This window comes from Anaerococcus sp. Marseille-Q5996 (assembly GCF_946893725.1).
In the GTDB taxonomy this organism is placed as follows: domain Bacteria; phylum Bacillota; class Clostridia; order Tissierellales; family Peptoniphilaceae; genus Anaerococcus; species Anaerococcus martiniensis.
This window is the reverse complement of record NZ_CAMPPE010000001.1, coordinates 279,382-291,835: the sequence shown is the minus strand read 5'-3', so window position 1 is coordinate 291,835 and position 12,454 is coordinate 279,382. Positions and strand designations below refer to the sequence as shown.

Annotated in this window: 11 protein-coding genes; 5 read left to right on the top strand and 6 right to left on the bottom strand. The window is 34.2% G+C overall.

Annotated features, from left to right (window positions below):
* Positions 1-52 precede the first annotated feature (52 nt).
* The gene (locus tag OC526_RS01455) at positions 53-4,327 is read right to left on the bottom strand and encodes a 2-hydroxyacyl-CoA dehydratase (RefSeq protein ID WP_262121594.1); all 4,275 of its coding nucleotides are present in this window, start codon (positions 4,325-4,327) and stop codon (positions 53-55) included.
* 187 nt (positions 4,328-4,514) lie between these two features.
* On the opposite strand from OC526_RS01455, the gene OC526_RS01450 reads away from it, so the two are divergent.
* From OC526_RS01450 to OC526_RS01430, 5 genes are read left to right on the top strand one after another with little or no spacing between them, the layout of a single operon-like run.
* Entirely contained in the window at positions 4,515-5,213 is a 699-nt protein-coding gene (locus tag OC526_RS01450; protein ID WP_316043763.1) for a lantibiotic protection ABC transporter ATP-binding subunit, read from the top strand.
* A gap of 1 nt (position 5,214) precedes the next feature.
* Positions 5,215-5,967, top strand: a complete 753-nt coding sequence (locus OC526_RS01445; protein WP_262121591.1) for an ABC transporter permease — start codon at positions 5,215-5,217, stop codon at positions 5,965-5,967.
* Complete coding sequence (locus OC526_RS01440) at positions 5,960-6,694, top strand: lantibiotic ABC transporter permease (protein ID WP_262121589.1); 735 nt, start codon at positions 5,960-5,962, stop codon at positions 6,692-6,694. The genes OC526_RS01445 and OC526_RS01440 overlap by 8 nt, the downstream gene beginning before the upstream one ends.
* Entirely contained in the window at positions 6,695-7,363 is a 669-nt protein-coding gene (locus OC526_RS01435) for a response regulator transcription factor (RefSeq protein WP_262121587.1), read from the top strand. It begins immediately after the preceding gene.
* Positions 7,342-8,691, top strand: coding sequence for a sensor histidine kinase (locus OC526_RS01430; RefSeq protein WP_262121585.1), 1,350 nt, complete (start codon positions 7,342-7,344; stop codon positions 8,689-8,691). The genes OC526_RS01435 and OC526_RS01430 overlap by 22 nt, the downstream gene beginning before the upstream one ends.
* Positions 8,692-8,737: 46 nt before the next feature.
* Here the strand turns inward: OC526_RS01430 and OC526_RS01425 are convergent, their stop codons facing one another.
* The 5 genes from OC526_RS01425 to OC526_RS01405 are packed head-to-tail and all read right to left on the bottom strand — an operon-like array spanning position 8,738 to position 12,449.
* Positions 8,738-9,349 (bottom strand): isochorismatase family protein, encoded by a 612-nt coding sequence (locus OC526_RS01425; protein ID WP_262121583.1) that lies wholly within the window; start codon positions 9,347-9,349, stop codon positions 8,738-8,740.
* A gap of 20 nt (positions 9,350-9,369) precedes the next feature.
* Positions 9,370-10,017 (bottom strand): metal-dependent transcriptional regulator, encoded by a 648-nt coding sequence (locus OC526_RS01420; RefSeq protein WP_262121581.1) that lies wholly within the window; start codon positions 10,015-10,017, stop codon positions 9,370-9,372.
* Positions 9,968-10,885: a metal ABC transporter permease gene (locus tag OC526_RS01415; RefSeq protein WP_262121579.1), complete on the bottom strand. Its 918-nt coding sequence runs from the start codon at positions 10,883-10,885 to the stop codon at positions 9,968-9,970. The genes OC526_RS01420 and OC526_RS01415 overlap by 50 nt, the downstream gene beginning before the upstream one ends.
* Positions 10,882-11,739, bottom strand: coding sequence for a metal ABC transporter permease (locus tag OC526_RS01410; RefSeq protein ID WP_262121576.1), 858 nt, complete (start codon positions 11,737-11,739; stop codon positions 10,882-10,884). Before OC526_RS01410 ends, OC526_RS01415 begins: the two co-directional genes overlap by 4 nt.
* 2 nt (positions 11,740-11,741) lie before the next feature.
* Positions 11,742-12,449 carry a metal ABC transporter ATP-binding protein gene (locus tag OC526_RS01405; RefSeq protein ID WP_262121574.1) on the bottom strand — a complete coding sequence of 236 codons (708 nt, stop codon included), beginning with the start codon at positions 12,447-12,449 and terminating at the stop codon, positions 11,742-11,744.
* Between the last annotated feature and the right edge of the window lie 5 nt (positions 12,450-12,454).

The following is a 12,454-nucleotide window of genomic DNA, read 5'->3' as shown; positions in this document are numbered from 1 at the left end:
TGCCCATTAAAAAAGAGCATAAGAAAAGAGAGAATTTAATCTCTCTTTTTGCTTATAATTCTTTTGCTAATTCTTTTTGCTTTAAGGCATCGCGGGCCTGACTCATCATAAGTTTTACACGGTTGATTTGGTTTACCTCGCTTGCTCCTGGGTCATAGTCGATTGCTACTATATTTGCCTGTGGATATTCTTCTCTAATTTTTTTCATAACACCTTTTCCAGTTATATGATTTGGAAGACAACCAAATGGTTGGATGCAGACAATATTTGGTGCATCAGCATGAATTAGCTCTATCATTTCCCCAGCTAGTAGCCATCCTTCACCAGCTTGGTTTCCAAGACTTGTCACATCTTTTGCATATTCTGCAATTTGGTCGATGTATTCTGGCTCATCAAATTTATTTGACTCACGGAGAGCCTTTCTAACTGGTTTTCTGTATTGTTCGACAATAGCAATTCCTATTTTTCCAACACTTGCAGTCATTTTGCTTTTGCCGTAAAGTTCTGCCTTTAGTTCTGAGTTTTTCATGCAATACATAAAAAAGTCTGTTAGGTCTGGAAGTATTACTTCTGCTCCCTCAGCTTCAAGGACTTTTTGTAAGTTGTTATTGGCTTCTGGCAAGAATTTTACTAGGATTTCTCCAACAATACCCGCTTTTGGAACTTTGATGTCTTTTACTGGTAAATTATCAAAATCATCTACAATTTCTTTAACAACTTTTTTGTACTCTCTATCATTCATAGTTGGCGCACTAGTCTCTAAGCGGCTAATCCATTCTTCTTTTAAACTATCGGTTGCACCTTTTTCCACTTCATAAGGCCTTGTTGCATTGGAAACTCGATTTATCAAATCTCCAAGAATAATTGCCCTGATTCCTCTTTTTAAAAATGGTATTGTGGATGGTTTTCTAAGATCTAGTCCTGAGTTTGTTTCGATACCTTGGGCAGATATTGCAATTACTGGAATATTTGGATATCCAGCATCACGAAGACCCTTTCTAATGTAACCAACATAGTTACTTGCTCTGCAGGCCCCACCTGTTTGGGTCATTACGATTGCAAGTTTATCTGTGTCATACCTACCAGAATTTACTGCTTCCATAAATTGACCTACAACTGTAATTGATGGGTAGCAGGAGTCGTTATTTACATATTTTAACCCTTGGTCAAGGACTTTGTCATTTACTGTATCTAAAAATTCGATATTCATTCCATAGTGGTGGAAAACTGGGCCTAGGATTCTAAAATGCTCTCTTGCCATTTGTGGGGCGAGAATTGTGTAGCCTTCTTCTACCATTTTTTTAGTAAATTCTGGAGTTTCGTAATCTAGGCGGTCTAAATCTTTTTTAAACTCTATGCCCTCCATTTTCTTTTGGTTTAGGGCTTGGAGTAAAGACCTGATTCTTATTTTTATTGCACCAAGATTTGAAACTTCATCTATTTTAAGTAATGTATAAATTTTGCCGTGAGCTTCAAGTAAGTCTTGGACCTGGTCAGTTGTTACAGCATCAAGGCCACATCCAAAGGAGTTTAATTGGATTAATTGTAGGTTTGGATTTTCTGCAACATATTCTGCAGCTCGGTAAAGTCTTGCGTGATATGACCATTGGTCAAGAACACGGACTTTTGTATCTACATCTTCGATATTATAAGCAACTGCATCTTCAGAAATAACTGGAATATGCATAGATTCGATTAATTCTGGAATGCCGTGGTGAACTTCTGAATCTATATGATAAGGTCTACCAGCAAGGACAATGGCATTTAGATTATTTGTATTTACATAATCAATTATTTCCTTGCCTCGGATCCTTATTTGATCGTGGTAATTTTGTAGCTCATTCCAAGCTGCCGCACTTGCGTTTTTAATTTCTTTTTTAGTAAGCTTGTTGCCATTATAATCATAGCCTTCAAATTCTTCAATAAGCCTATTGGTAATTATTTTTTCACTTTCTAGTGAAAGATATGGATTCATATATTTTTTGCCAGCTAAGGATTCCACGTTATTTTTTATTACATCTGGATATCCTGATACAACTGGGCAATTCATGTGGTTTTGGGCCTTGTCAAATTGCTTGTATTCGTAAAAAATTGCTGGATAGAAAATCAAATCCAAATCATCTCTTGCTGCCAAATCTTCTATATGACCGTGGGCAAGTTTTGCAGGATAGCAGGCAGTTTCTGAAGATATAGAAGAAATCCCTTTTTCATACATTTCTCTGTCTGATTTGCCTGATAAAACAACATCAAAACCTAATGATGTAAAGAATTTGTGCCAGAATGGATAATCTTCGTACATATTTAATACGCGTGGCAAGCCAACCTTGCCCATACGAGCGGCATCTCCCAGAGTTTTTCTATTAAATAGCAGGTCATTTTTAAACTTGTACATATTTAAATCTGCCATTGTTTCTTCTTTTTTAACTCCGGCACCGCGTTCACACCTATTGCCGGTTACATATCTAGTACCATCTGGGAAAACATTGATGATTAAAGCACAATTGTTGGTGCACAAACCACATCTTGCATTTTTTTGCTCATAAGTAAAGTTTTCTAGTTCTGAAATATCAGATAAGCTTGATTGGCCAGTTGAATTATCACGAGAAATTAGGGCCATACCCATAGCACCCATAAGTCCTGCAATTTCTGGACGTGTTGTTTTTCTGCCTGTGATATTTTCAAAGGCTCTTAAAATTGCATCACCGTAGAAGGTTCCTCCTTGGACAACTATATTGTCTCCAAGAGATTTCGGATCGCGGACTTTGATTACCTTTTGGATAGCATTTTTAATTACAGAATAGCAAAGACCTGCTGCAATGTCAGCTACTTCAGAGCCTTCTTTTTGGGCTTGTTTTACCTTTGAGTTCATAAAAACTGTACAGCGGCTACCAAGATCTGCTGGTTCTTTGGAAAATAATGCTTTTTCTTGGAATTCTGCTGCAGACATACCTACACTTGCTGCAAAGGTTGATAAAAATGACCCACATCCTGAAGAACAAGCTTCATTTAGTTGGATAGAGTCGATAATCCCATCACGGATATGCATGGCTTTCATATCTTGGCCACCAATGTCTAGAATAAAATCAACATCTGGATTGAAAAACTTAGCTGCACGGTAGTGGGCAATTGTTTCTACTTCTCCATTGTCAACATGAAGGGCATTTTTTATAAAATCTTCCCCATAACCGCAAATACCAGATGAGGCTATGTATGCCTTTGGATTTTTCTTAGCATATGCATCTTTTAGCATATTTATAACTACTTCAAGAGGACGACCTAGGTTCATCCTGTAATCTTCGTGGATAATATGTGCATCTTCTGTAATCCACACCATTTTGCTTGTGGTGGATCCTGCATCGATGCCGACATATATAGGTCCCTCATATGTAGATATATCTTGGTAAATTACTTCATCTGTTTTATGGTCTTTGACAAAGTTCTCATACTCTTCTTTACTTGTAAATAAAGGTTCGAGTTTTTTTGTCATTTCCATATCTTCAGGAGCGTCTTTTTCTAATTCTTTTATCAAAGTACTGTAAAGTACATAATCGTCATTCTCAGCTGAAAGGATAGCTGCACCCTTTGCTACGTAAAGTTGGGCATCTTCAGGGGTTGTGAAAGTGTTGCCATCTTGACCTAAGGTTTCGACAAATCTATCACGAAGTGCTGGCAAGAAGTGCAGTGGTCCACCTAAAAATGTAACATTGCCTCGGATAGGTCTCCCGCAGGCAAGATTTGAAATAGTTTGGTTAACAACTGATTGAAAAACTGAAATTGCAATATCTTCACGACTTGCTCCTTGGTTCATCAAGGCTTGGATGTCAGTTTTTGCAAAAACACCACAACGGCTGGCAATTGGGTAGATTTTCTTATAATTTTGGCTTAAATCATTGAGGCCTGAAGCATCAGTATCCAAAAGTGCTGCCATTTGGTCAATAAACGCACCAGTACCGCCTGCACAAATAGAATTCATCCTTTGTTCAACCGACCCTGATAAGTATGTAATCTTAGAATCTTCCCCGCCTAGCTCAATAACCACATCCGTTTCCGGAATAAATTTCCTAATTGCAGCGGTTTCTGCAATAACCTCTTGGACAAAATTGATGCCCATATATTTTTCTAGGAACATCCCACCAGATCCAGTTACATTTATAGTTATATAATCATCCTTAAACTGGTCATAAGCCTCAGTTAAAACATCCTTTACAGTTTCTTTGATATCAGATTTGTGTCTTCTATATACTTGGTGAATGGTATTAAAATTCTCATCAGTGATGACAATTTTTACAGTAGTAGACCCTACATCAAGTCCCATATGTAAATTCATAATTCGCCTTTCTTATTCTAATCTATATTAAAAATTAATCTATATATTAACTCTATTTCTTATTTGATTAACACTTATATTTTACCCCATATTTGAAATTAAATACAAGTAAAAAAGTCGGGATAGATTTGGTTATAATTTAGTTATTTTTTGCTTTTATAATAGCAAATATAAAGGGAGGCATATTATGAAAAACATAATTGAAACAAGAAATTTAACAAAAGTATACAAAGATTTTAAAGCCTTAGACAAGGTGTCCATAAATATTGAAGAAGGAAAAGTTTATGGCCTTTTGGGACCAAATGGAGCTGGTAAATCAACCTTTCTAAAGCTTATAACCCAAATAATAAATCCAAGCTACGGCGAAATTATTTTTAGAGGTCATGAAATAAGTCAAAATGATTTATCTAAAATAGGCTCAATAGTTGAAAACCCAGCTATTTATCCAAATCTAACGGCCTTTGAAAATTTAAAAGTACTTACTATCCTTTTAAATATAGAAGAAGAAAGGATAAATAAAGTCTTAAAAATAGTTGGTCTTACAAACACAGGAAATAAATTAGCCCGCGAATTTTCATTAGGCATGAAACAAAGACTGGGAATAGCTATGGCTCTTATAAATAATCCAAAATTATTAATTTTAGATGAGCCAACCAACGGCCTTGATCCAGTGGGCATAGCAGAGCTTAGAGAATTAATAAAATCTTTTACAAATGAGGGCATAACAGTTCTTATTTCTAGCCACATTTTAAGTGAAATTGACCAAGTTGCCGATAAAGTTGGTATCCTTGTAAACGGAAAATTAGCCTATGAAGGTGAAAATAATAAGGGAAGCGATCACTTAGAGAATTTATTTATGGATATTATCAAGAAAGAAGGTTTTTAATATGGCAAATATTTTAAAAGCTGAAATATTAAAAGAAAAAAGGTCTGCAAATGCAAAAATATTTTTACTAACACCCATAATTTTTATAGTATTTAATTTATTAATGAATGTTCTTATGGGAAAAAGTCCTGAGGGCAAAAGCTTTTTACTAGCAACTGCCTTTAATTGGTTTCCCTTACTTATATTACCAATAGTAATTAGCCTGCTTGTTATAAATATATTGGCAAAAGAAAAACAAAGTCAATTAAATTTACAAAAAAGTTTGGGTTTGGATAGGAAAAAGATAAAAGTAGCAAAATCTCTGCTAGTACTTACAGAGGTTCTTGCAATAGTTATGGTATCAATCCTTATAATTTATTTAGTTGCTAATTTTATTTTAAAAGAAAATATAAGCCTTGCTATGCTTATAAAGGCAGGAGTGGTTTTATTTATGGGGGTCATGCCTCTAGTAGGATTTTCATTTTTTATAATGAGTTTATCTAGCAAAGCTTTTGTATTGCTAATTCTAAACTTTATTTTATCAATCATCTCCCCAACCCCAGCTGTTAAAGATTTGTGGAAATTTTATCCTTGGTCTTATAGTTTGAGGATGCTAGCACCAATCATCGGAGTTCACCCAAACGGAACATTTTTAGACATCAATTCACCCCTATGGGATAAAAGTGTAATCATTTTAGGAATTGTACTAAGCCTTGGTGTTTATGTTTTGTTTATGGTTTTATCTATAAATAGAAAGGAAAAGGAAAATGCTTAATATAATTAAATCTAACTGGCTAAGAACAAAAAGGCAGCCCATAAGGTGGGTTTTATTGCTTGCACCAATATTATATGCCCTAGGATTTTCCCTTTATACAATGGGGCCAAATAGCTTTAAAGGTGTAGAAATATATGCCTTTTTTGAAATTTTTACTATATTAGCCACTTTTTCCTTAAGTTTTTTTGTACCCATGCTTTATGAAGCAGATAAAAGTGCAAGTTTTTATACCAATGATGTAAAATTCGGTATAAGTCGTAAAAAATCATTTGTAGCAAAATTTTTGCTAATTGCGTTGTTGTATGCTTTAATTATTTTAATAGCAAGTGTTATTTTTCTAGGATTTTGGATTGCATTTAAAAATAAATCTATAAATTTAGGTGAATATTTAATATTAATTGGCCTAGTATTTTTTACAACCATCCCCCTTATTCCAATCTACCAATATTTAAATTTAAAACATGGCCAAAGCGGATCGATTATGCTGGGTGTTTTTTTAACCTTAGGGTCAATTTTACTTGGTACAACCGGTCTAGGAGCTTTAATTTGGAAATTTCTGCCCTTTGTGTGGCCTATAAAATTAATATATTTACTAGCCCAGGAAGCAGTTTATTTAAATAATTGCCTAATATTTATAGGCCTTGGAATAATTATTAGCATTATTTTTCTAATCATTGTCGCAAACTGGTTCAATAAATGGGATGTGTACGCAAAAATGGAGGATTAAATGAAAATCTTACTTATCGATGATGATAAAGATCTTACAAATTTAATAAAAAACACATTAAAAAAAGATTATGAAATAGAGGTTTGTAACGATGCATCGACCATTAATCCAAATATTTTTACAAATTTTAACTTACTTATCCTGGATATAATGATGCCAAATATGAACGGTTTTGAGTTTTTAGAAAAATATAGGGGTATGATTGATGTTCCAATCATCTTGTTAACAGCCAAGGACTTTGAAAATGATAAACTAGAAGGATTTGCCCTTGGCGCAGATGATTATATAACAAAACCATTTTCAATAAATGAACTGCGAGCAAGGGTAGGAGCGCATATAAGACGAGAAAAAAGAGAAAAACATAATCGCCTGCTAGATTTTCCTGTTTCTTGTGATTTACTAGCAAAAAAATTTTACTGCTACGAAGATGAAATACATCTAACAAAGAGTGAGTATGACATATGCCAGTTACTTATAAAAAATAAAGACCAAGTTTTTACAAAAGAAAATATCTATACATCTATCTATGGCTATGATGCTGATGGTGATAGTCAAACTTCAATAACTGAACGCATAAAACTAATTAGAAATAAATTTAGAAAATACAAGGTAAACCCTATAAAAACTATTTGGGGAGTGGGATATAAATGGGAAATAGAAAATCTTTAGGTAGACTTATAACAAAATATGCAATTTTGGAGATAATTTACACATTCTTCATCCTCCTAATTTCATACATTATATCAACCCTATTAATATATAATGGATATGTTTATCCAGCAAATTTTGCAGAACACAACATATCAAGAGTTGAAGATGTATTTTATGGGGATGACTTTGAAACAAGCAAAATCCCTTACTACTACGACTATATTTATAAGGTAGATGGGAAGATTAAGAAATATACTATAGATGAGAAAGATAGGGATGAAGTAAGAGAAGCTATCAAAGAACAAACAAATATGACTAGTAGTCTTTTTGATCCAATCTATATTACGGTGCTAGAAAATAACAGAGAAACGTTGATTCTAACCTACAGGGTAAAACCTATACTTTCAAACTCAGACTTATATAGGAGCTTTCCAAACATAGAAACACCTTATATAGTCATAACATTAGCCATTTGGTTAATTGGTTTTATGCTGATAGTTAGAAAATCTATAAGGATAATTAGAAGAGAGATTGATAAAATTACCCAGACAAATATGGAGATTAAAAATAAAAACTTGGATTATAGGCGAAAAGCATCTGCCTACGCTGAAATAAATGAAGTTCTAGACTCAATCGATCAGATGGCAGGAGACTTAAGAGAATCTTTGCGTGAGCAATGGCAGATAGAAAATAAGCAAAAAAATTTAATAGAATCAATAACCCACGACATTCGCACACCTATCACCCTAATAAAAGGAAATACGGAGCTTTTAAAAGAAGAAATCAACCCTGACCAAGTAGAATATATAAATGATATAGAAACTGGTATAGAGCGCTTAGATATTTATATTGAAAAGTTAACCAATTTCTCAAAAAATATGGCAAATAATCCACAATTAGTAGATGAAAATGTAATTAATTATTGGCTAAACATTGCAAGTTCTATATGCAAGAATGCAAATATAAATCTAATAGTTACAAAATTAGAACCAGCAACAATAAAGTTAGATAAAGAACAAATCGCAGTAGCTATTCAAAATATAATAGTAAACGCTATAGAGTATAGTCCAAAAAATAGTAATATTTATCTAACATTTGAAAACAAAGAAAATTTCTACCAAGTAACAATAAAAGACCAAGGTACTGGCTTTAAACAAGAAATCCTAAACCAAGCTCCCAAAAAGTACCTAACCACAAAAAAAGATAAAAAAAACCACGGACTTGGCTTAGCTATGGTAGATGAGCTTCTAAAAGCTAATAATGGAGAATTCAAATTGGGTAATTACCATAACAACGATAATAGTGGAGCACTGATAAGAATGATTTTTTATAAAATAAATAAATAGTAGCTAAAAATTTAGTATAATAAAAAAAGAGCCCAAAGGCTCTTTTTTATCTTGCTCTCATTTCCTTAACAAGACCTGATATAAATTTAAAGTTCGAATCTTTTGAGTCTCTTGCTAGGTCAAATAGGATTGTTTCTGTTTCTGTTCTTACTGCTCCCATTTCTCTTAGAGTCTTCAATGCTTCTTCTTTTTGGCTTTCTTTAAAGCTTGCTAGGGCATCTTTTGCTAAAAATACATCTATACCTAAATTTAATAGGCTTCTTGTTGTTTGGTAAACACAGATGTGAGCTTCAGCTCCTGTTATTACAACTTTTTTAATATCATTTTGTTCTATAAATTCTAAAACTTCAGCTATTGCTGCATCAAATATAGTTTTTTCGAAAATATTATCTTTGTTTATTTTTTCTAAAATTCTATCATCTGTATCGCCAAGCCCCTTTGGATATTGTTCGGTTGCAATTATTGGCATTTGGTATTTGTTAAAGGCTTCGATTAATATAAGAGTATTTAGTATTGCCTCTTCTCCATTTTCTAGGGCTTTCATTAATCTTGGTTGTTCATCTACAATTAACAAAAGTGTGTTTTTTTTATTGCTATAAATGCCGCTTTCTTCATCAAAAGAATTTACAAAATATTTGTCATCTAATTTTCTTTGCATAAGTCCCTTTCTATTTAAATCTAAACTTCTTTTAGGTAAATATCGCCACATGCCTTTGGTGATATTCTTTTTTCAATTGAATCTATCCTAATTATAGCTGTTTTGTCAAAGTTATCAAAGTCAATAAACTGAATTTTATCAGCTATGTTTATCCCCATTGATTCGCAGTAGGTTAACAAATCTTTGTCATCCCTAATTCTTCTGATTATATATGCTTTACCTGGAATTGCCTCACTCATTTTTAATAGGTCTTTGGGAGTTTCTTCATTGTTTATAAAAATTATTGACCCATGCGGGCAATAGTCTGGATAGCCTAGGTAGGCATTTAGCTTATCTAGGAGATCATCATTAGTTACTGACTGGAGATCATTTGCGATTGGATGGATATCTTTCCAGGAAAATCCCAGTTCATTTTCTAGGAAATATTCCCAGAGTCTGTGCTTGGATAGGAGTTTTTTAGTTACTTTTATCCCTTCTTCTGTCAGCTGATTTTCTTTATCATCTGTTACCAGGCCTTCTTTTTTCAATTTTTTTAGCATTTCTGTAACAGAAGGTGGGGCTAGGTTTAGGTGGGTTGATATTGATTTATTGGTAACCTTCTCTCCCTCACCCATTAGCTTAAATATGGTGATTAAGTAGTCTTCCTTCTGTGGATTCAAATTGGTCATCTCTTGCTTTTTCCTTATCATCATCTTTGTTGCTTGCTTTATTAGAAGTATACTTCTTTAGGATAAGCATAGCTAGATAAATAAGCATATTACAAGTTGCAACCGCCCCAGCAATTGAAACATTTAGCTTAAGGGCTAGGGCAAAACCGACTATTGAATTTATAGTTGCTATTAGGGCTGTCGATAGGAGGCTTGTTTTAAGGCTCTTGGCAAAAGCTAGGGCTGTGGCAGATGGGGCTATAAAAAATGAAATCACAAGTATAGCACCTACACTATCGAAGGACACAACCGCCGCTACTGATGTCAAAGTCATCAAAAGATAGAAAATAGCTGTTGTAGGTATTCCTATTAGATAGGCAAATTCCCTATCGAAGGTCGAAATCTTAAGCTTTTTGTATTGACTTATGATAAATACTAAGATTAAAGCCAAGAGGATAAGCCCGTATAAAACTGCTTTAGAAATTTCAATCCCAAAGACAGTAGTTTTAACAAGTGAAGAAAACAAGACTTCTCCCATCAAAACCACATCTAAGTCCAAATGGACATTTCTAAAAAATTTGCTGATAAGTATGACAGCTAGAGCAAAAAGTACTGGAAATACCATGCCTATGGCATCGTCATATTTACTAATTCCTTTGTTACCTATTGTTTCTATTAAATACACTGTCAAAAGTCCCATCAGTGATGCCCCAACTATTAAAACTGGACTATCTAAGTCTTGTACTATAAAAAATGCTAAGACTATGCCCAAAAGTACTGTGTGGCTGATGGCATCTGTTAGCATCGATAAATTTCTAAGGACTAGAAAAACACCCAGCAGAGAGCAAGAAATTGCTGTTAATATTAAAACTATAAGGGAATTTGTCATATTCTCGCTCCTTTCTGAGTGATTTTTGTAATAACTATAACAAGTAGCGCAATCATTCCCTGAAACAAGATTATAGTAGGTCCTGTTGAAAATCCAGGAAAGATGGTAGAGATTACACAACCTGCAAGGGAAGCAATCGTTGATAAAAGAGCTGATAGGGCCATTACTCCCATAAATTCATTGGTTAAATAACTTGCTGTAATAGTTGGGATTATAAGTAGTGAACTAATGAGGATTACCCCCACTGCCTTAATGCCAACCCCTATCACAAGTATTGTCATAAATAATATCAAGTAATCTAATAATTTTTGTTTAACTCCTATCATATAGGAAAACTCATTATCAAATAAATAAGCTTTTATATCTCTAAAGTTTATAGCAACTATTACTAGACATATGATTGTGGCTATAAGTAATAAGTCTATGTCACGCCTTAGTAGATAAGCTGCTTGGCCAAATATATAGTTATCTAGTCCTGCTCTAGCTGAGCCACTATAGCTGGGATTGCCTTGGATAAAGGACTTTAAGACTAGTCCTAGACCAAAAAATCCAGATAAGAATATTGCCATATTGGCATCTGCTCCTATCTTGCTGTTTTTTGTGCAATAGTGGATCAAAAAATACGATAGGGCTGCTGTTGCCATAGCTCCTATAAGCAAAATAGCTGGGTCTCTTTGGCGTGTTATCATAAAGGCAAGGACTATGCCAGGTAGAGTTGAGTGGCCTAGGGCATCTCCTATTAGGGATTGGTTTTTATAGACATTGATAGTACCAATTATGCTAGCTACTATAGCAAGCAAAACTGTTCCTATAAGGACTATTTGAAAAGAATACATCGATAATAATTCTCTCATGCCTACCCCCTAAAGCCCTTGTTAATTTCAACATCTATATCATCTTTGTATAAGCTACCAGAATATTTGACATCCTTGTTTAGGACAACTACATTATCAAAATACTTATCCAAGGTGTAAATATTGTGGTGGACAGCTATAACAGTCTTGCCTAAGTCCTCCAATCTCTTAAACTCATCGGCTATGATGTCCTCAGTTTTTATATCAACGCCCGTTAGTGGTTCATCTAATATATATAAGTCGACATCTTGGGCAAGGGCACGGGCCAGAAAGACCCTCTGCTTTTGCCCGCCAGATAGGTTGTTGATCTGCCTATCTGACAAATCTCTGATGCCCATTTCATTAAGGGCGGCCTGTACCTTGTCCTTGTCTCTATCAGAGGGAGAGCTGAATTTTTTTATATAAGGGTAGCGGCCCATCATGACTACATCATAAACTGTGGTAGGAAAATTCCAATTGACACTATCTTTTTGGGGTACATAGGCTATATTGGTCTTGACTTCCTCTAAGGGCTTGCCAAAAATCTTTACTTCTCCCCTATCTTTTTTGATTAAGTTTAAAATCGCCTTGATTAGAGTAGATTTGCCTGCCCCGTTGGCTCCAATGATGGCTGTTCTAGTGTTAATTGGAATTTGTAAATTTACTTTTTCTAAGACTAAATTATCCCCGTATGAGACATTTAAGTCCTTAACTTTAATTGCATATTCCATAGCTC

Coding starts and splice junctions, on each gene's coding strand:
- OC526_RS01455 (WP_262121594.1), bottom strand. CDS start 4,327: ATGAATTTACATATGGGACTTGATGTAGGGTCTACTACTGTAAAAATT.
- OC526_RS01450 (WP_316043763.1), top strand. CDS start 4,515: ATGAAAAACATAATTGAAACAAGAAATTTAACAAAAGTATACAAAGAT.
- OC526_RS01445 (WP_262121591.1), top strand. CDS start 5,215: ATGGCAAATATTTTAAAAGCTGAAATATTAAAAGAAAAAAGGTCTGCA.
- OC526_RS01440 (WP_262121589.1), top strand. CDS start 5,960: ATGCTTAATATAATTAAATCTAACTGGCTAAGAACAAAAAGGCAGCCC.
- OC526_RS01435 (WP_262121587.1), top strand. CDS start 6,695: ATGAAAATCTTACTTATCGATGATGATAAAGATCTTACAAATTTAATA.
- OC526_RS01430 (WP_262121585.1), top strand. CDS start 7,342: ATGGGAAATAGAAAATCTTTAGGTAGACTTATAACAAAATATGCAATT.
- OC526_RS01425 (WP_262121583.1), bottom strand. CDS start 9,349: ATGCAAAGAAAATTAGATGACAAATATTTTGTAAATTCTTTTGATGAA.
- OC526_RS01420 (WP_262121581.1), bottom strand. CDS start 10,017: ATGACCAATTTGAATCCACAGAAGGAAGACTACTTAATCACCATATTT.
- OC526_RS01415 (WP_262121579.1), bottom strand. CDS start 10,885: ATGACAAATTCCCTTATAGTTTTAATATTAACAGCAATTTCTTGCTCT.
- OC526_RS01410 (WP_262121576.1), bottom strand. CDS start 11,739: ATGAGAGAATTATTATCGATGTATTCTTTTCAAATAGTCCTTATAGGA.
- OC526_RS01405 (WP_262121574.1), bottom strand. CDS start 12,449: ATGGAATATGCAATTAAAGTTAAGGACTTAAATGTCTCATACGGGGAT.